A 19,602-nucleotide genomic window follows, 5' to 3' on the forward strand; every position below is an offset into this window, starting at 1 on the left:
CTTGATGCTATCGATCAATGTAAGGTGCGGGCATGTGGCTGGAGGCGCGGGAGGCATTGCGACGACTGGGGAGCAAGCCGCAGTCGCTCTACGCCAATGTCAGCCGTGGGCGGATCCGGGCCAAGCCCGACCCGGCCGACAGCCGGCGCAGCCTCTATCGCGAGGAGGACGTGGACCGCGTGGCGGCGCGTTCGCGCGGGCGGCGCGGGGCGGCGGCCGCCGCGTCGGAGGCGATGAGCTGGGGCGAGCCGGTGCTGGCGACCGCGATCTCTACGGTGTCGGGCGGGCGGCTCTACTACCGCGGGCGCGACGCGGCGGAACTGGCCGAGAGCGCGAGCTTGGAGGAGATCGCGGCGCTGCTTTGGGGCGGGCGCAACGAGTCCGTCCTGGGGCAGGGCGTGTCGGAGCCACCGGGCATCGCCGCGGCCTTCGCGGTACTGGCCCGACGGGCGGCGGCCGATCCGCCGAGCCTGGGTGGTGGGCCGGCGGCATTGCGGCTCGATGCGGCGGGAGTACATGCGGACATTTCAGCAGCGCTGGCTGGACCGGGCGACGCGCCACTGCACGAGCGGCTGGCGCGGTTATTCGGTCGGCCCAGGGCGGCCGACGCGATCCGTCGGACGCTGGTGCTGCTGGCGGACCACGAGCTCAATGCCTCGACTTTTGCAGCACGGGTGACGGTGTCGACCGGGGCATCGCTGGCGGCGGGCGCGCTATCGGGGCTCGCGACATTGCATGGGCCGCGGCATGGCGATGCTGCGAACGAGGTGATGGCGCTGGCCGAGGATATCGACGCGCACCCCGACGATGCCGAGGCAGCGCTGCTCGACTGGCTCGGCGAGCGGCGCATAGTGCCGGGGTTCGGGCACCGGCTCTATCCGCACGGCGATGTCCGCTGTCGAGCCTTGCTCGCCGGTATCGACCTGCCGCCGGCCTTTGCCCGGTTGCTCCGGGCGGGTGAAGTCGTGCTCGAAGAAGCGCCCAATATCGACTTCGGACTTGCGGCGGTGGCGGCCGCTTACGATCTGCCGAAACAGGCGCCGGCGCTCATATTCGCCGTTGCGCGCTCGGTGGGCTGGCTGGCACACGCCATCGAGCAGGCGGGGACGGGGACCCTCATTCGGCCACGGGCCCGGTATATTGGACCAGGACTTGGTCCCATTTGATGTAGATGCAGCACAGCTGAAGGGGTAACCACAACGCATACCAGCCATAACGGGCAGGTCGACTTGCCGTTTGGACAGGCTAACCTATTTAATCAGCAGAATCAGGCTCGCCGCCCATTGTGGGGACTGGCCCGATTGCTAGGCGGACGTGGGGTCCGAAACTCTCCTCCCGAAGTCCCCGCGTCCCAGGAAAGGACCAAATATGTCGGATACGACCCAAGGTGGCGCCGCTTTCGATCGCGAACGGGTTTACCCGGTGCTGCCGCTACGCGATATCGTTGTCTTTCCGGGCATGATCGTGCCGCTCTTCGTCGGCCGTGAGAAATCGGTGAAGGCCCTCGAGGAGGTGATGCGCGACGACAAGCACATCCTCGTCGTCACCCAGAAGAATGCCCAGGACGACGATCCGTCGCCCGCAGACATTTACGAGACGGGCACGATTGCCTCCGTGCTGCAGCTGCTGAAGCTGCCCGACGGCACCGTCAAGGTGCTGGTGGAAGGCCTGCGCCGTGCCCAGATCGACAAGTACATCCAGACCGTCGACTATTTCGAGGCCGAGGCCCACACGCTGGTCGAGCCCGAGGAAGACGAGACCGAGCTCGAAGCGCTCGCCCGTTCGGCGCAGAGCGAGTTCGAGAACTACGTCAAGCTCAACAAGAAGATCTCGGCCGAGGTGGTCAACGCCGTCAGCCAGATCACCAACCATTCCAAGCTTGCCGACACGATTGCCAGCCACCTGGTGATCAAGATCGAGCAGAAGGAAGAGCTGCTGGCGACCGTCTCGATCATGGAGCGGCTGCAGAAGATCCTCGGCCTCATGGAAGGCGAGATCGGTGTGCTGCAGGTCGAAAAGCGCATCCGTTCGCGCGTCAAGCGCCAGATGGAGAAGACGCAGCGCGAGTATTATCTCAACGAGCAGATGAAGGCGATCCAGCGCGAGCTGGGCGACGGCGAGGAAGGCTCGAACGAGCTGACCGAGCTCGAAGAGAAGATCAAGAAGACCAGGCTGTCCAAGGAAGCGCGGCAGAAGGCCGATGCTGAGCTGAAGAAGCTCCGCACCATGAGCCCGATGTCGGCTGAAGCGACGGTCGTCCGCAACTATCTCGACTGGCTGCTGACGCTGCCGTGGGGCAAGAAGAGCAAGGTCAAGCGCGACCTGGTCTACGCCGAGCAGGTGCTGGACGAGGATCACTATGGCCTCGAGAAGGTCAAGGAGCGCATCCTCGAGTATCTGGCGGTGCAGTCGCGCACCGGCAAGCTCAAGGGCCCGATCCTCTGCCTCGTCGGTCCTCCGGGCGTTGGCAAGACCTCGCTGGGCAAGTCGATCGCCAAGGCGACCGGCCGTGAGTTCGTGCGCATGGCGCTCGGTGGCGTCCGTGACGAGGCCGAAATCCGCGGTCACCGCCGGACCTATATTGGCTCCATGCCCGGCAAGGTCGTGCAGTCGCTGAAGAAGGCCGGCAAGTCCAACCCGCTCTTCCTGCTCGACGAGATCGACAAGATGGGCCAGGACTTCCGTGGCGATCCGAGCTCGGCTCTCCTCGAAGTGCTGGATCCGGAGCAGAACAACACGTTCAACGATCACTATCTCGAGGTCGACTACGACCTGAGCGACGTGATGTTCGTGACGACCTCGAACACGCTGAACATCCCGGCTCCGCTGATGGACCGCATGGAGATCATCCGCCTCTCGGGTTACACCGAGGACGAGAAGTTCGAGATCGCGCGCCGTCACCTGATCCCGGAGACGCTCAAGGAGAACGGGCTGCAGCCCAAGGAGTTCGTCCTCGACGACGAGCAACTGATGGCCGTGGTGCGGAACTACACCCGCGAAGCCGGCGTGCGTAACCTGAAGCGTGAGCTGTCCAAGCTGATGCGGAAGGCGGTGCGCGACATCATGACCAAGAAGGCGACCAAGGTGGAGATCACCTCGGAGCTGCTCGAGGAATATCTCGGGCCGGCCTTCTTCCGGAACGACAAGCTCGATGCGGAGCCGCAGGTCGGCGCCGTCACGGGCCTCGCCTGGACCTCGGTGGGTGGCGAAATCCTCACCATCGAAGGCGTGATGACACACGGCAAGGGTCGCATGACGGTTACCGGTAACCTCAAGGAAGTGATGAAGGAATCCATCACGGCCGCCTCGGGCTACGTGCGCTCGCGTTCGATCGACTTCGGCATCAAGCCGCCGCTGTTCGATACGCGCGATATCCACCTGCACGTGCCGGAGGGTGCAACTCCGAAGGACGGTCCGTCGGCGGGTATCGCCATGGCGACCGCCATCGTGTCGCTGATGACCGGCATCCCGGTCCGCAACGACGTAGCGATGACCGGCGAGGTGACGCTGCGTGGCCGGGTGCTGCCGATCGGTGGCCTCAAGGAGAAGCTGCTCGCCGCCCTCCGCTCGGGCATCAAGACGGTGCTCATCCCCGAGGAGAACACCCGCGATCTCAAGGAGATCCCGGCGAACGTGACCGAGGGCATGGAGATCATCCCGGTGAGCCGGATGGACGAGGTGCTGAGCCGCGCCCTGGTGCGCCAGCCCGAGCCGATCGAATGGCAGTATGACGAGGACAAGCCGGCCGCGCCGGCCCCCGCCATCGAGCCGGCCGACGGCGATGACGCCGGAGCCAGCCTGCCGCACTGAGCGGCATAAGTGATGAAACACGGAACGGCGCCTTCGGGCGCCGTTTTCATTTGCGGCGCTAGCGTTGTCTATCCAGCTAGACAAGCTCCGTCGCAAGGCTGTCACATCCTGCTACTATCCGCGTCGCCTTTGGATGATGGAGTGGACGATGACGACGGCTGGCGCGATGCGGGACTTTCACCTCACCAATGCGCGGGTGCTGGCACCCGAGGTGACCGGCGCCACCGAGCTGTTCGTGCGCGAAGGAGTTGTTGCCGACGCGGCTGGGCCAAAGGCGCAGGTCATCGACTGTGAGGGGGATCTGCTGATCCCCGGACTGATCGACCTCCATACCGACAATATCGAGCACCACTTTCACCCGCGCCCGGGTGTGACCTGGCCCTCCGGGCTGGCGGCGGCGATGGCGCATGACGCGCAGATGGTGTCGGCGGGCATCACCACCGTGCTCGATTCGCTGTCGCTGGGTGACTATGACAGCGCTGGCGCGCGCACGAAGATGCTGCATGCCGCGATCGGCGGCGTGGACGCCGCGCGGGCGGCGGACCTGCTGCGAGCGGACCACTGGTTCCACTTCCGCTGTGAGCTGTCGGATGGCGGGCTGCTGCCGATCATCGAAGCGCATGTCGACAATCCGCAGCTGCGGCTGATGTCGATGATGGACCACACGCCGGGCCAGCGGCAGTGGAAGGACACCGACCTCTATCGGGCGTTCCGGCGCAAGAAGAACAATGTGGTGTGGTCCGAGAGCGAGTGGCGGGCCTATCTCGACGACCGAGTGGAGCAGCAGACACGCTTCGTGCCCGAAGCGCGCGCGATCATTGCGGCGCACGGGCGCGACAAGCAGATACGCCTCGCCAGCCACGACGACACGACCATCGAGGATGTCGAGCAGTCGGCCGGCGACGGCATCACGATCAGCGAGTTTCCGACCACGATGGACGCGGCGCGGCATGCGCGGGCCAAGGGTCAGCAGATCGTCATGGGCTCGCCCAATGTCGTGCTGGGCGGCTCGCATTCGGGCAATGTCGGCGCGATGCAGCTCGCGGAAGCCGACTGCCTCGACGTGCTGACCTCGGATTATGTGCCGGCGAGCCTGCTGCACGGCGCCTTTCTCGTCGGCCAACGGCTGGGCGACCTCACCACCGGTATCCGGACGGTTACGTCACGTCCGGCCGAGCTGCTCGGCTTCGACGATCGCGGCCGGCTGGAACCGGGGTTGCGGGCCGACATCGTGCAGGTGCGCATGGTCGGCGACCTGCCGGTGGTGCGTGGCGTGTGGGTGGCGGGGCGGCGCTACCTCTAGGCCGCAAGGCGGGTTGCCCGGTCCGAGCGAATAAGCTCATGCTCTCCGTGAACCCGGCCGAGAACCGGGGCGGAGGGAACTTATGAATCAGGCGCGGCTCGCGGCAGTTGTCGACAGGATCATGCCGGCGGATCGCGATCCGGGAGCCATCGGCTTCGGGGCGCTCGACTATCTGGCCTGGCACTTTTCCGAGTTTCCGGCGGATCGCGAGCTGATCGCGACAGGGCTCGATGCACTGGCGACAGACTCTCCCGACGATGAGGCGCTGGCGGCAGTCGAGGGTGAGGCGTGGTTCCGGCGGCTGGTGGAGCTGGTAGCCGAGGGCGTCTATGCCGACCCCGGCAATGGCGGCAATCGCGGCGCCGGCGCGTGGAGCATGGTTGGCTATGCGCACGGGCTGCCGGAAGGTCCGAACGGACCGGAGCAGCAGGACGGGCAGCGGGCGACCGGATACTCCGGCACTCTCGACTATGACGTAATCATTGTTGGCGCAGGAGCCGGCGGCGGCGTTGCGGCGGGCGTGCTGGCCGAGGCCGGACGGAGCGTGCTGCTGCTCGAGCGGGGACTGATGCGGTCTTACGGCGACAGCGGTTATCGCGACCATTTGCGTAACCATCGGCTTGCGCTTTACGGGCACAATACCGGGCCCGATCTCGACGGAAATCCGCGGGTTTTCGTCGATCGCGACGAGGTCGAGCATGTGGTGGCGCCGCATGACGGGCGCTACCAGAACCTCGCAGCCGCGGTAGGCAGCGGCACGCTGGTTTACGGCGCACAGGCCTGGCGCTTTCATCGCGACGACTTCCACATGGCCGGCATCTACGGCGTGCCGGAGGGCTCGTCGCTGACGGACTGGCCGATCGGTTATGACGAGCTGGCGCCATGGTACGAGCGGGCCGAGTGGGCGATCGGCGTGGCCGGGCAGGGGGCCGCACACACGCACGAGGGGCCGCGGGCCAAGGACTATCCGATGCCGCCGCTGCCGGAATCGGTGGCGCTGCCGCTGCTGAAGCGCGGCGCCGAGGCACTGGGTATCGCGACCACGCGGCCGCCGCTGGCTATCAACAGCGTCGCGCGCGACGGGCGGGCGGCCTGCATCGCATGCGGCAGCTGTGTCGGCTTTCCCTGCCCGAGTGACGCCAAGAACGGCACGCAGAACACGATGGTGAAGCGGGCGCTGGCGACGGGGCGCTGTACACTGGTGACTGGCGCTATGGTGCTGCGGGTCGAGACCGATGGTACAGGCAAGGTGACGGGCGTGCGCTTCGTCGATGTCGATGGCACCGAGCATGTGGTGCGGGCCAAGGCCGTGGTGCTGGCGGGCGGGGCGATCGAGACGGCACGACTGCTGCTCAACTCGCCCTCGGCGCGGGAGCCGGACGGTCTCGGCAATGGCCACGACCTCGTCGGGCGGAACCTGCAGGGGCATGTCTACCCGGTCGCCTACGGGCTGTTCGACGAGCCGGTGCATGGTTCGCGCGGGCCGGGCGTCGGGCTCGCGACGACCGCGTGGAACCACGGTAATGCCGGCATTGTCGGCGGCGGCATGCTGGCTGACGATTTCGTCCAGCCGCCGGTGATCTTCTGGAAGAACGTGTTGCCGCCCGAGCAGAAGCGGTGGGGGCTCACTGCCAAGGATTTCATGCGCGACCAGTACCACCATGTGCTGCGCATCGCCGGGCCGGTCCATGAGATCCCCAACCCGGAGGCACGGGTGACCGTCGCTGCTGGCGTCCGCGACAGATGGGGGCTGCCGGTGGCGCGGCTTTCCGGTTCGGTGCACGCCGAGACGACCCGGACCTCGCGTTTCATGTACGAGCGCGCGCATGACTGGCTGCGGGCCTCGGGGGCAGAGCGGACCTGGGGCGTGGCGCCGGATCCGGGCCTTACCGGCGGGCAGCATCAGGCAGGCACGTGCCGCATGGGGACGGATCCCACCAACTCGGTCACCGATACTGCCGGCCGGGTGTGGGGGCACGACAATCTCTACATCGCCGACGGTTCGGTGCATCCGACCAATGGCGGCTTCAATCCGGTGCTCACCATCATGGCGATGGCCTTCCGCACCGCCGACGGCGCGGCGCGGGCGCTGTAGCGCCGCGGCATCTCGCTCGCGATTTCGTGCCTGCCCATCAAGGCAGGCTCGCAAGTTCGTGATATTGCTCCCATCTCCCGGGCTCGGCTTGCAGCGGCCGATGAGAACGAATATAGAACAACGCCCAGCGGGAGCATAGGGAGCCCCCGACGTGAACAAAGCTCTGGTCGTCATCCTGGCCGCGGTGACGCTCGATGCCGTCGGCATCGGTCTCATCTTTCCGATCCTGCCGAATCTGCTGCGCGACGTGACGCACGCGGGCGAAGTGGCGACGCTCATGGGCGTGATGCTCGCCCTCTATTCGGCCATGCAGTTCCTGTTCTCGCCGGTGCTGGGCGTGCTCAGCGACCGCTTCGGGCGGCGTCCCGTGCTGCTGATCTCGCTGGCGGGCGCGGCGATCGATTATCTCGTGATGGCCTTCGCGCCCGAACTTTGGATGCTGGTCATCGGCCGCGCCATTGCCGGCGTCACCAGCGCCAACATGGCGGTAGCGACCGCCTATATCACCGACATCTCGGCCGAGGAGGAGCGGGCCAGGCGCTTCGGCTACTTCCACGCCATGTTCGGCATCGGCTTCATCATCGGCCCCGTGCTGGGCGGCATTCTCGGCGACATCTGGGTGCGCGCGCCTTTCCTGCTCGCTGCGGCGCTGAACGCGGTCAACTTCGCGCTGGCGCTGTTCGTGCTGCCCGAATCGCGCAAGGGCGATGCCGGCACGCGGTTCGATCTCGATACGCTCAATCCGTTCAAGCCGCTGGGCTGGGCGCTGACCTTCAAGGCCTTGCTGCCGCTGATGGCGATCTTCGTGATCATGAACTTCGTCGGCACCATGTACGGCACGGTATGGGCGCTGTTCGGCCAGGACACATTCCAATGGAACGGTCTGATGGTCGGACTGTCGCTCGGCGCCTTCGGCGTCTTCCATGCCGGCGCGCAGGCACTGTTGACCGGACCCGCAGCGGCGCGGCTGGGCGAGAAATGGGCGCTCGTCCTCGGCATGGCGTGCGAGCTCACGGCGCTGGTGATTCTTGGCTTTGCCACGCAGGGCTGGATCCTTTTCGCCCTGGCTCCGCTCTTCGCCCTCGGTGGCATCGGCATGCCGGCGCTGCAGTCGCTGACCACGCGCCAGGTCGACGCCGACAACCAGGGCAAGCTGCAGGGCATGCTGGCGAGCCTCGTCAGCCTCTCGGCAGTATTCGGGCCGCTCTTCTTCTCCTACGTCTATTTCCTGATCAAGCCGACCTGGCCCGGGCTGATCTGGATCGTGGGCGGAGCGGTGTATCTTCTGGCGCTTCCGCTGCTGCTTGGCATCAGAAAGACGTCAATCGCCACGGTGACGCCCGAAGTCCGCCAAAGTTGAGCCAGAATTGGCACTTCATTAACAGGAATGCGGTGGCTGACGTGCGGAAACGCCCGGATTTCCTTGCGTCGACCTCAGAATCGAAGAAGGTTCACCGCGTCTTACCGCCGGGCAAATTGGCCGGCATCCCACAGTGAGGAAACCAATGGCTAACAAGAATGATCTGATCGGCATGGTTGCCGACGCCGTCCCCGCGCTGACCAAGGCCCAGGCTGGCGAGGCTGTCGATGCCGTGTTCGACGCCATCACCGCCGCTCTGAAGAAGGGTGACGAGGTGCGTCTGGTTGGCTTCGGCACCTTCGCCGTGTCCAAGCGCAAGGCTTCGGTCGGTCGCAACCCGGCTACTGGCGCCGAGATCAAGATCCCGGCCTCGAACCAAGCCAAGTTCAAGCCCGGCAAGGGCCTGAAGGATTCGATCAACTAAGATCGGTTCCGGTCTTTGAGACCACAGGGCCCCGCGCGCAGGTCGCCGGGGCCCTTGTTGTTTCTGCCGGTGGGATCGAGAGAAGCGTGGTGGGCGGTGACGGTCTCGAACCGCCGACCCTCTCGGTGTAAACGAGATGCTCTACCAACTGAGCTAACCGCCCGCTGCGCCGAAAACCGGCGCGGGTCACGCGACGCCGCTACCTATGGTTTCGCAGCCAACTCGTCAACCCGCGCATGCTTTTCCCCGGTGCCAGTGCAGCATCAACAGGGCTGTCGAAAAACTTCCACATCCGCGCTTGACACCCTCCGACCCTCCCTCTAAACGGACGCCACGTTGCACGGCGGCAAGCCGTTTAGCGGGTGTAGCTCAGTTGGTTAGAGCGTCGGCCTGTCACGCCGAAGGTCGCGGGTTCGAGCCCCGTCACTCGCGCCACCTCCCTGGTGGCGCAGGGGGGGTCGATAAGCGGCTCCCCGGAATTTGATCCTCCATTCAAAGTCATGTCGCGGCATTGGTGCTAACCTTGCCGATGTGGCGCCCGTTGCATACTCGGGCCACAATGCGCATGTCCAATAGGCGTCAAGCGGAACCGCAGGCGCTGGGCGAGCATTGGTCGCTCGGGAGGCGACAACGGAGAAACGGATGCGGATGTTGCGACGTCTGCTGCTGGTCATGTTGGCCATGGGCGCTGGAATCGGGGCAGGGGCTGCCGCCGAGCTCATCAGCGTGCCCGTCGAATCGAGCACCATCTCCGTTCCGGTAGCGGGTGAGAGTTTCGACTGGAGCGGCTTCTACGCCGGCGTGTACGGCGTAGCCCAGCGCAGCGAACAGCGCGACGCTGAAGTTGGCATCGGGATCGCGGCCGGCGTCAACGCGCAGTTCGATTTCTTCCTCGTGGGCGGCGAAGTAGCGCTGCACGGGCTGACCTCCGATACCATCGATACCGCCTACGGCCAGATCACCGGCCGCGGCGGCGTGCTCGTGACCGAGGATTTGCTGGCTTATGTCTCGGCCGGCTATGGCACCGAGCTTACGGGCACCGGAGAGATCGGCGTTCTGGCCGGCGGCGGCCTCGAATATGCGATCACCGACGGCATATCCGTGAGCGCGGAATATCTGCACGGCTTTGCCGCGCAAGGCGACAATCCGACCGACCAGATCAGCCTGGGCGCCAAGTTTCACTTCTAGCGGAACCGGTCGTGGATAATCATTCGCCTGCCTGTCGTCGGGACAGGGCGTTTATGCTTATCCTGATCTGAACTATCAGGTTTTGTTTCCCTTGAAACGATGGGTGGCGTGGGCTAAGCCCGTGCCACAACAAGTCGCGTCGTCACGCGGGCCCAAAATTGCCTGCCTGGCCGCGCGAACCGGCAGCTCCTGCCGGTCCGACCACTAGGCTGTACAATGAACGAGTTGCTCAGCAACTACCTGCCGATCCTCATCTTCGTCGGCCTGGCTGCGGTTATCGGCCTGGCCCTCATGGTTGCCCCCTTCATCGTTGCCTACAAGAAGCCCGATCCCGAAAAGGTGTCGGCGTTCGAAGCCGGCTTCGAGGCCTTCGACGATGCGCGCATGAAGTTCGATGTGCGCTTCTACCTGGTCTCGATCCTGTTCATCGTGTTCGACCTCGAAGTGGCGCTGCTGTTCCCGTGGGCGGTGGCGTTCCGTGACGTGGGCTGGTTCGGCTTCACGTCGGTCATGATCTTCCTCGGCGTCCTGACCATCGGCTTCATCTACGAATGGAAGAAAGGCGCGCTGGAATGGGATTGACCGAAGGCACGCTGGTTGCTCCCCAGCCCAAGGGCGTCATCGACCCCAGGACCAACAAGCCGGTGGGCGCCGACGATCCGTTCATGCTCGAGGTCAATGCCGAGCTGGCGGACAAGGGCTTCCTCGCCACCACCGCTTCGCAGCTGATCACCTGGGCCCGCACGGGCTCGCTGATGTGGATGCAGACGGGCCTCGCCTGCTGCGCCGTCGAGATGATCCAGATGTCGATGCCGCGCTACGACATCGAGCGATTCGGCACCGCGCCGCGCGCTTCGCCGCGCCAGGCCGACTGCCTGATCATCGCCGGCACGCTGACCAACAAGATGGCTCCCGCGCTCCGTAAGGTCTACGACCAGATGCCGGAGCCGCGCTACGTCATCTCGATGGGCAGCTGTGCCAATGGCGGCGGCTATTATCACTATTCCTATTCGGTGGTGCGCGGGGCTGACCGGGTGATGCCGGTGGACATCTATGTGCCCGGCTGCCCGCCGACGGCAGAGGCGCTGCTCTACGGCATCCTTCTGCTGCAAAAGAAGATTCGCCGCACCGGCACGATCGAACGTTAGGACCGGCAATGACCGAGGCCCCGACCTCTTCCCCGCTTGCGGCGCTGGCCGAACGCGCCAGTAACGCGCTTGGCGACAAGGTGCTCGAGACCAAGCTCGCCTTTGGCGAGCTAACGCTGACGGTGCAGCGCGAGGCGATCGTCGACGTGGTGACGTTCCTGCACGACCACGAGGCGTTCATTTCGATCTCGGACGTGTGCGGCGCCGACTATCCGGAGCGCGAGGAGCGCTTCGAGGTGGTCTACCACCTGCTCAGCCCCAAGCAGAATGTGCGCGTGCGGCTGAAGCTCACCACCGACGCCGACAAGCCGGTGCCCTCGATCACCGGGATTTTCCCGGGCGCCGACTGGTTCGAGCGCGAGACCTACGACCTGTTCGGCGTGCTGTTCACCGGTCACCCGGACCTGCGTCGCATCCTTACCGACTACGGTTTTGACGGCTATCCGCTGCGCAAGGACTTCCCGACCACCGGCTATGTGCAGGTGCGCTACGACGAAGAACGCAAGCGCGTGGTCTACGAGCCGGTGAAGCTGGCGCAGGAATTCCGCCAGTTTGACTACCTGTCGCCATGGGAGGGCACCGACTACGTGCTGCCGGGCGACGAGAAAGCGAAGAACTGATGTCTGAAGTCGACGTCCGCAATTTTACGATCAACTTCGGTCCGATCCACCCGTCTGCGCACGGCGTGCTGCGGCTCATCCTCGAGCTCGACGGCGAAGTGGTCGAACGCGTCGATCCGCATATCGGGCTGCTGCACCGCGGCACCGAGAAGCTGATCGAGACCAAGACCTATCTGCAGGCCGTGCCGTATTTCGACCGCCTCGACTACGTGGCGCCGATGAACCAGGAGCACGCCTTCTGCCTCGCGGTGGAAAAGCTGCTCGGGCTCGAAGTGCCGATGCGCGGCCAGCTGATCCGCGTGCTCTATGCCGAGATCGGGCGCCTCTTGTCGCACATCCTCAACGCCACGACGCAGGCGATGGACGTTGGCGCGCTCACCCCGCCGCTGTGGGGTTTTGACGAGCGTGAAAAGCTGATGATCTTTTACGAGCGCGCCTCGGGCAGCCGTATGCACGCGGCCTATTTCCGGCCGGGCGGCGTGCACCAGGATCTGCCGCAGGCGCTCGTCGACGATATCGAGGCGTTCTGCGACCCGTTCCTGCTGGTGCTCGACGATCTCGAAAAGCTGCTCACCGGCAACCGCATCTATATGCAGCGCAACGCCGATATCGGCGTGGTGGCCTTGGACGATGCGTGGAAGTGGGGTTTTTCGGGCGTGATGGTGCGCGGTTCGGGCGCGCCCTGGGACCTGCGGAAAGCCCAGCCTTACGAGTGCTACGACCGCTTCGATTTCGACGTTCCGGTCGGCAAGAACGGTGACTGCTACGACCGCTATCTCGTCCGCATGGAAGAGATGCGCCAGTCGATCCGCATCATGAAGCAGGCGATTGCGCTGCTGAATTCGCCCGAAGGGCAGGGGCCGGTGGCCTCGACCGACGGCAAGGTGGTGCCGCCCAAGCGGGGCGAGATGAAGCAGTCGATGGAAGCACTGATCCATCACTTCAAGCTCTATACCGAAGGCTACAAGGTGCCGGCCGGCGAGGTTTACGCCGCGGTCGAAGCACCCAAGGGCGAGTTCGGCGTCTATCTGGTCTCGGACGGCACCAACAAGCCGTATCGCTGCCACATCCGCGCGCCGGGCTTTGCGCACCTGCAGGCCATGGATTTCCTTTGCCGAGGGCACATGCTGGCTGACGTCGCCGCCATCCTCGGTTCGCTCGATATCGTATTCGGTGAGGTCGACCGCTAAATGTCCGTCCGCCGCCTTGCAGATGAGGCCGTCCAGCCGGCGAGCTTCGCGTTCAGCGCGGAGAACCAAGCCTGGGCCGAAAAGAAGATGGCCGAGTATCCGCCGGGCCGTCAGCAGTCCGCCGTGATTCCGGTGCTGTTCCGTGCGCAGGAGCAGCAGGGCTGGATCAGCCGCGCCGCGATCGAGACGGTCGCCGGGCTGCTCAGCATGCCGTATATCCGCGTGCTCGAAGTCGCGACCTTCTACACCCAGTTCCAGCTGAAGCCGGTCGGCACCGTCGCGCACGTCCAGGTGTGCGGCACGACGCCGTGCATGCTGCGCGGTGCCGAGGACATCCGGCACGTGTGCGAGCGCAAGATCAACCACGAGCCGTTCGAGACGACGCCGGACGGCAAGTTCAGCTGGGAAGAGGTGGAATGCCTCGGCGCCTGCGTGAACGCGCCGCTGGTGATGATCGGGTCGGACACCTACGAGGACCTGACGCCGGAGAGCTTCGAAGCCATCCTCGACAAGTTTGCCGCCGGCAAGGGCGCGGAAGTGAAGCCCGGCACGCAGATCGCGCGGCAGACCAGCGCGGCCGAGGGCGGGCAGACGACGCTGCTCGAAAAGCCGACCGCGACGCGCACCTATAAGCCGTTCCCGCCGCCGCCCGAGCCCGCTCCGGCGCCTGCCGCTGCTCCCGCTGCCCCGGCGCCCGCTGCGGCGGCTCCGGCAGCAAAGCCCGCCGAGCCGACCGCCGCCGGCCGAAAGAACAAGACGACCGAGGAAACCGCGCCGGCCCTGAAGTCGCCGTCGCCGGAAAAGGTCGCGACCGCGACCGCCGAGGGCGAGCGCAAGGCGGCGAACGCGTCTGCCAAGGCCGACGGCAAGCCGAACAAGGCGATGCGCGACAAGGCCACCGGCGCGGAATCGCCGGCCGGCAAGATCGATGCGGGCAAGACCGACACCAAGGCCAAGCGCGTTGCCGCGGCGCCGTCGGTGACCTCGCCGACGCGTGAGACCGGCGGCCCGCTGTTCTCCGCACCGGCTGGGCAGAAGGACGACCTCAAGTTGATCTCGGGCGTCGGTCCGGTGCTCGAGGGCCGGCTCAACGAGATCGGCGTCACCACCTGGGCGCAGGTCGCCGCGCTCGGCGCCGACGACATCGCCAAGCTCGAGGAGCGGCTGTCGTTCCCGGGCCGTGTCGCGCGCGACAACTGGATCAATCAGGCCAAGGCGCTCGCCACCGGCGGCGTCGAGGAATATCGCCGTGTGTTCGGGAAGGACCCGCGCTGATGCTGGAAGACAAAGACCGCATCTTCACCAATCTCTACGGCAACGGCGACTGGGGCCTCGAAGGGGCGCGCGCGCGTGGTGGCTGGGTCGATACGAAGAAGTTCATCGACAACGGTCGCGACTGGATCGTCAACGAGGTTAAGGGCTCCGGCCTGCGGGGCCGCGGCGGCGCAGGCTTCCCGACCGCGCTCAAGTGGACCTTCATGCCCAAGGAAGGCGCCGGCGACGGTCGTCCGAGCCAGTTGCTGGTCAACGCTGACGAGTCGGAGCCGGGCACGTGTAAGGATCGCGAGATCCTGCGCCATGATCCGCATCACCTGATCGAGGGGTGCCTCCTCGCCGGCCGCGCCATGGGCGCGCATATCGCCTACGTCTATATCCGCGGCGAGTTCATCCGCGAGCGCCAGAATTTTGAAGCCGCGGTGCAGCAGGCCTATGACGCCCGGCTGATCGGCAAAAACAACATCCACGGCTGGGACTTCGAGATCGTCGTCCATCACGGCGCCGGTGCTTATATCTGCGGCGAAGAAACCGCGCTGATGGAGTCGCTCGAGGGCAAAAAGGGCCAGCCGCGCCTGAAGCCGCCGTTTCCGGCCGCCATGGGCGTCTACGGCAACCCGACGACCGTCAACAACGTCGAGTCGATCGCCGTCGTGCCGGAAATCCTGCGCCGTGGCGGCGCCTGGTTCGCCGGTTTCGGCCGACCGAATAATACCGGCACCAAGCTGTTCATGGCCTCGGGCCACGTGAACAAGCCGGCCGTGTTCGAGGATTCGCTCGGCTGCACGTTCGAGGAGCTGATCGAAAAGCATTGCGGCGGCATTCGCGGCGGCTGGGACAACCTGCTCGCCGTGATCCCCGGTGGTGCTTCGTGCCCGGTCGTGCGTGGCGAAGACATGCGCACCGCGATCATGGACTTCGACGGGCTGCGCGAGAAGAAGAGCTCGTTCGGCACCGGCGGCATGATCGTAATGGACAAGTCCACCGACATCATCCGGGCGATCTGGCGCATCGCGGCCTTTTTCAAGCACGAGAGCTGCGGCCAGTGCACGCCGTGCCGCGAAGGCACGGGCTGGATGATGCGCGTGATGGAGCGCATGGTGCAGGGCCGCGCCCAGAAGCGCGAGATCGACATGCTGTTCGAGGTCACCAAGCAGATCGAAGGGCACACCATCTGCGCCCTCGGCGACGCGGCGGCCTGGCCGATCCAGGGCCTGATCCGCAATTTCCGCGACGTCATCGAGGCGCGCATCGACCAGTATACCTGGTCCTCGACCAGCGAGGGCGCCGTGCCCTCGATCGCGGCGGAGTAGGGCGATGGCCAATATCAAGGTCGACGGTACACTCGTCGAAGTCCCGGATCACTACACTCTGATGCAGGCCGCCGAGGCTGCCGGCGCCGAGATTCCGCGCTTCTGCTACCACGAGCGCCTGTCGGTGGCCGGCAATTGCCGCATGTGCCTCGTCGAGGTGAAGGGCGGTCCGCCCAAGCCGCAGGCGAGCTGCGCGATGTCGGTGCGCGACCTGCGCCCCGGCCCGAATGGCGAGCCGCCCGAGATGTTCACCAACACGCCGATGGTCAAGAAGGCCCGCGAAGGCGTGATGGAATTCCTGCTGATCAACCATCCGCTCGATTGCCCGATCTGCGATCAGGGCGGCGAGTGCGACCTGCAGGACCAGGCCATGGCCTATGGCGTGGACAAGAACCGCTTCGCCGAGAACAAGCGCGCCGTCGAGGAAAAGTATCTCGGGCCGCTGGTGAAGACCGAGATGAACCGCTGCATCCACTGCACGCGTTGCGTTCGCTTCACCACCGAAGTCGCCGGCATCAGCGAGATGGGCCTGCTTGGTCGCGGCGAGGATGCCGAGATCACCTCCTATCTCGAGCGCGCGCTGTCGAGCGAGCTGCAGGGCAACGTCATCGACCTCTGCCCGGTCGGCGCGCTGACGAGCAAGCCCTATGCCTTCCATGCCCGTCCGTGGGAGCTGGTGAAGACCGAGTCCATCGACGTGATGGATGCGGTCGGTTCCAACATCCGCGTCGATGCGCGTGGCCGCGAGGTGATGCGTATTCTGCCGCGCGTCAACGAGGCCATCAACGAAGAGTGGATTTCCGACAAGACCCGCTTCATCTGGGACGGGCTCAAGTCGCAGCGCCTCGACCGGCCGTATGTCCGTTCGGGCGGTAAGCTGAAGCCGGCGTCGTGGGACGAGGCTTTTGCGGCCATCGCCAAGGCGATCAAGGCCTCGGGCGGCGGCAACAAGGTCGGCGCCATTGCCGGCGATCTCGCCTCGGTCGAGGACATGTATGCGCTGAAGGCGCTGATGACCTCGCTCGGTTCGGGCATGACCGACAGCCGTCCGGCGATGTCGGGGATCGATCCGTCCATGCCGCGCTCGGCCTATATCTTCAACCCGACCATTGCCGGGATCGAAGAGGCCGACGCCATCCTGATCATCGGTTCGAACCCGCGCAAGGAAGCGGCGGTGCTGAACGCCCGCATCCGCAAGGCCTGGCGCGCCAAGGGCACGCCGATCGCGGTGATCGGCGACCAGGCCGACCTCACCTACGACTACACCTATCTCGGCAACGGGTTCTCGGCGCTCGCCGATCTCGTCGCGGGGCAGGGCAGCTTTGCCGGTACGCTGGCCAACGCCAAGAAGCCGCTGATCATCGTGGGCGAGGGCGCCGTGTCGCACGGCGCCGCCAAGTCCAAGCAGATCGGCCGCGATACGATTGCGCTCGCGGCCAAGCTCGCGACTGGAGCCAATGTCGCGGAAGGCTGGAACGGCTTTGCGCTGCTGCACAATGCGGCGGGTCGTGTCGGCGGGCTCGACATCAAGTTCGTGCCGCATGACGGCGGTGTCTGCTCGGCCGACCAGATCGGCCTTGCCGGCGAAGGCAAGCTCGACGTGCTGTTCCTGCTCGGTGCCGACGAGTACGACACGTCGGCCATGGGCAAGGCGTTCGTCGTCTATGTCGGCACGCATGGCGATGCCGGTGCGCATCGCGCCGACGTGATCCTGCCGGCCGCGACCTACACCGAGAAATCGGGCACCTATGTCAACACCGAGGGCCGCGTGCAGCTCGCCGAGCGCGCCGTGTTCCCTCCGGGCGAGGCCAAGGAAGACTGGGCGATCTTCCGCGCCCTGTCGGCCGTGCTGGGCCAGCCGCTGCCGTTCAACTCGCTGACTGGGCTGCGCGCCGCGATCTATGCGGAGTTTCCGCACCTGGCGCGGCTCGACCAGATTGCGAATAGCTCGATCGACGACGTGAAGAAGCTCGCCGGCGCCGCGATCAAGACCAAGTCGGCGACCTACACCTCGCCGATCGCCGACTTCCACCTCACCAACCCGATCGCGCGCTCGTCCGCGACGATGGGGGAATGCGCAGCCCTCGCGGCTGGCCTCAAGCAGGCCGCGGAGTAAGGAACCCCGATGGATTTCGTCGTTTCAGCGCTGGACTACCTGCTCGGCATCCCGATCTTCGGTTGGGGTACGCAGGTTGGTTTCATCTACAAGGCGCTGCTGCTGCTGGTCGCGCTGTTGATCTTCACCGCCTACATCCTGCTCGCCGACCGCAAGATCTGGGCGGCGGTGCAGGTGCGTCGCGGCCCCAACGTCGTCGGTCCGTTCGGCCTGCTGCAGTCGTTCGCGGACTTGCTGAAGTTCGTGTTCAAGGAGCCGGTGATCCCGGCGGGCTCGGACAAGGGCCTGTTCCTGCTCGCCCCGCTGGTGACCTCGATCCTGGCGCTCTCAGCCTATGCGGTGATCCCGTTCGATCGCGGCTGGGCGCTGGCCGACATCAATATCGGCATCCTCTACATCTTCGCCATCTCGTCGTTGGGCGTGTACGGCATCATCATCGGCGGCTGGTCCTCGAACAGCAAATACGCCTTCCTCGGCGCGCTGCGTTCGGCCGCGCAGATGGTGTCGTACGAAGTGTCGATCGGCCTCGTGATCATCACGGTGCTGCTCGTCGTGGGTTCGCTGAACCTCACCGATATCGTGGTGGCGCAGCAGTCGGGCGGCATCGCCACCATGCTGGGCGTGCCGTGGCTGAGCTTCCTCGACTGGTACTGGCTGCCGCTTTTCCCGATGTTCGTGATCTTCTACATCTCGGCATTGGCTGAAACCAACCGTCCGCCGTTCGACCTGCCGGAAGGCGAGTCCGAGCTCGTGGCCGGCTACATGGTGGAATATGGCTCGACGCCGTACCTGTTGTTCATGCTGGGCGAGTACATCGCCATCATCCTGATGTGCGCGATGACGACGATCCTGTTCCTCGGGGGCTGGGACGCGCCGCTCGATATCCCCCCGTTCAACTGGATCCCGGGCCTCGTTTGGTTCGGCCTCAAGCTCTGCGCGGTGTTCTTCATGTTCGCCATGGCCAAGGCCATCGTGCCGCGCTACCGCTACGACCAGCTGATGCGGATCGGCTGGAAGGTGTTCCTGCCGATCTCGCTGCTGATGGTGGTGGTCGTGGCATTCGTTCTCCAGCTCACCGGCTGGGGCTGGCACGGAGGTGCTGTCTGATGCGTTTCACTCAGTTCCTCAACGGCCTCCTGCTGCGCGAGTTCGTCGGCGCCTTCTTTGCGGCGATGCGCTACTTCTTTGCGCCCAAGAAGACGATCAACTACCCGTTCGAGAAGATCCCGTACTCGCCCCGCTTCCGCGGTGAACATGCGTTGCGCCGCTACCCCAATGGCGAAGAGCGCTGCATCGCGTGCAAGCTGTGCGAGGCGATCTGCCCGGCGCAGGCCATCACCATCGAGGCCGGCCCGCGCCAGAACGACGGCACCCGCCGCACCATCCGGTATGACATCGACATGGTGAAGTGCATCTATTGCGGCTTCTGCCAGGAGGCCTGCCCGGTCGATGCCATCGTTGAGGGCCCGAACTTCGAATTCGCCACCGAAACCCGCGAAGAGCTGTATTTCTCGAAAGAGAAGCTGCTCGCCAACGGCGACCGCTGGGAGCGTGAAATCGCTGCCAACCTGGCCGCCGATGCGCCGTATCGGTGATCGCGAATGCAGATGATTTTCAACGAAGGCGCCACAGCGACACCTCTCCCTCGGGGGAGAGGTCGGCGCGCAGCGCCGGGTGAGGGGGCCTTGCCTTCGTCACCGAGTTTGGGGCAAGGCCCCCTCACCCCAGCCCTCTTCCCCAAAGGGAGAGGGGGCGAGAGT

At 65.4% G+C, this 19,602-nt stretch carries 16 protein-coding genes and 2 tRNA genes; 17 read left to right on the plus strand and 1 reads right to left on the minus strand.

Features of this window, described 5'->3' with window-relative positions:
* The first annotated feature begins 32 nt into the window (after positions 1-32).
* From AC3A6I_RS08780 to AC3A6I_RS08805, 6 genes are all read left to right on the plus strand, one after another.
* Entirely contained in the window at positions 33-1,166 is a 1,134-nt protein-coding gene (locus AC3A6I_RS08780; RefSeq protein WP_487543307.1) for a citrate synthase, read from the plus strand.
* 202 nt (positions 1,167-1,368) lie between these two features.
* The gene (gene lon / locus AC3A6I_RS08785) at positions 1,369-3,810 is read left to right on the plus strand and encodes an endopeptidase La (protein WP_487543308.1); all 2,442 of its coding nucleotides are present in this window, start codon (positions 1,369-1,371) and stop codon (positions 3,808-3,810) included.
* A 148-nt stretch (positions 3,811-3,958) separates the two neighbouring features.
* Positions 3,959-5,113 (plus strand): alpha-D-ribose 1-methylphosphonate 5-triphosphate diphosphatase, encoded by a 1,155-nt coding sequence (locus AC3A6I_RS08790; protein ID WP_487543309.1) that lies wholly within the window; start codon positions 3,959-3,961, stop codon positions 5,111-5,113.
* Between the two features lie 82 nt (positions 5,114-5,195).
* Entirely contained in the window at positions 5,196-7,208 is a 2,013-nt protein-coding gene (locus AC3A6I_RS08795; RefSeq protein WP_487543310.1) for a GMC oxidoreductase, read from the plus strand.
* Between the two features lie 151 nt (positions 7,209-7,359).
* Positions 7,360-8,568: a Tet(A)/Tet(B)/Tet(C) family tetracycline efflux MFS transporter gene (tet, locus tag AC3A6I_RS08800; RefSeq protein WP_487543311.1), complete on the plus strand. Its 1,209-nt coding sequence runs from the start codon at positions 7,360-7,362 to the stop codon at positions 8,566-8,568.
* A gap of 145 nt (positions 8,569-8,713) precedes the next feature.
* The gene (locus tag AC3A6I_RS08805; RefSeq protein ID WP_487543312.1) at positions 8,714-8,992 is read left to right on the plus strand and encodes an HU family DNA-binding protein; all 279 of its coding nucleotides are present in this window, start codon (positions 8,714-8,716) and stop codon (positions 8,990-8,992) included.
* Positions 8,993-9,079: 87 nt separating this feature from the next.
* Here the strand turns inward: AC3A6I_RS08805 and AC3A6I_RS08810 are convergent.
* Positions 9,080-9,155 (minus strand) — tRNA-Val (locus tag AC3A6I_RS08810).
* Positions 9,156-9,350: 195 nt separating this feature from the next.
* Between AC3A6I_RS08810 and AC3A6I_RS08815 the strand changes: the two genes are divergently transcribed.
* The 11 genes from AC3A6I_RS08815 (at position 9,351) to nuoI (ending at position 19,437) form a co-directional block, all read left to right on the plus strand.
* Positions 9,351-9,427, plus strand: a tRNA-Asp gene (locus AC3A6I_RS08815).
* A gap of 213 nt (positions 9,428-9,640) precedes the next feature.
* On the plus strand, positions 9,641-10,180 hold the full coding sequence (locus AC3A6I_RS08820) for an outer membrane protein (RefSeq protein WP_487543313.1): 540 nt from the start codon (positions 9,641-9,643) through the stop codon (positions 10,178-10,180).
* A 216-nt stretch (positions 10,181-10,396) separates the two neighbouring features.
* Entirely contained in the window at positions 10,397-10,762 is a 366-nt protein-coding gene (locus AC3A6I_RS08825; RefSeq protein WP_487543314.1) for an NADH-quinone oxidoreductase subunit A, read from the plus strand.
* Positions 10,753-11,328 carry a NuoB/complex I 20 kDa subunit family protein gene (locus tag AC3A6I_RS08830; protein ID WP_487543315.1) on the plus strand — a complete coding sequence of 192 codons (576 nt, stop codon included), beginning with the start codon at positions 10,753-10,755 and terminating at the stop codon, positions 11,326-11,328. Before AC3A6I_RS08825 ends, AC3A6I_RS08830 begins: the two co-directional genes overlap by 10 nt.
* A gap of 8 nt (positions 11,329-11,336) precedes the next feature.
* Positions 11,337-11,948 (plus strand): NADH-quinone oxidoreductase subunit C, encoded by a 612-nt coding sequence (locus AC3A6I_RS08835; protein ID WP_487543316.1) that lies wholly within the window; start codon positions 11,337-11,339, stop codon positions 11,946-11,948.
* The gene (locus AC3A6I_RS08840; protein ID WP_487543317.1) at positions 11,948-13,138 is read left to right on the plus strand and encodes an NADH-quinone oxidoreductase subunit D; all 1,191 of its coding nucleotides are present in this window, start codon (positions 11,948-11,950) and stop codon (positions 13,136-13,138) included. Before AC3A6I_RS08835 ends, AC3A6I_RS08840 begins: the two co-directional genes overlap by 1 nt.
* The gene (gene nuoE, locus AC3A6I_RS08845) at positions 13,139-14,413 is read left to right on the plus strand and encodes an NADH-quinone oxidoreductase subunit NuoE (protein WP_487543318.1); all 1,275 of its coding nucleotides are present in this window, start codon (positions 13,139-13,141) and stop codon (positions 14,411-14,413) included. It abuts the gene before it with no gap.
* Positions 14,413-15,726, plus strand: a complete 1,314-nt coding sequence (gene nuoF, locus AC3A6I_RS08850; RefSeq protein WP_487543319.1) for an NADH-quinone oxidoreductase subunit NuoF — start codon at positions 14,413-14,415, stop codon at positions 15,724-15,726. The genes nuoE and nuoF overlap by 1 nt, the downstream gene beginning before the upstream one ends.
* A gap of 4 nt (positions 15,727-15,730) precedes the next feature.
* On the plus strand, positions 15,731-17,842 hold the full coding sequence (nuoG, locus tag AC3A6I_RS08855) for an NADH-quinone oxidoreductase subunit NuoG (protein ID WP_487543320.1): 2,112 nt from the start codon (positions 15,731-15,733) through the stop codon (positions 17,840-17,842).
* 9 nt (positions 17,843-17,851) lie between these two features.
* Complete coding sequence (nuoH, locus tag AC3A6I_RS08860) at positions 17,852-18,949, plus strand: NADH-quinone oxidoreductase subunit NuoH (protein WP_487543321.1); 1,098 nt, start codon at positions 17,852-17,854, stop codon at positions 18,947-18,949.
* Positions 18,949-19,437 (plus strand): NADH-quinone oxidoreductase subunit NuoI, encoded by a 489-nt coding sequence (nuoI, locus tag AC3A6I_RS08865; protein ID WP_487543322.1) that lies wholly within the window; start codon positions 18,949-18,951, stop codon positions 19,435-19,437. Before nuoH ends, nuoI begins: the two co-directional genes overlap by 1 nt.
* Positions 19,438-19,602: the final 165 nt, after the last annotated feature.

The sequence above is a fragment of the Devosia sp. Soil_C_22 genome (genome assembly GCF_057657195.1).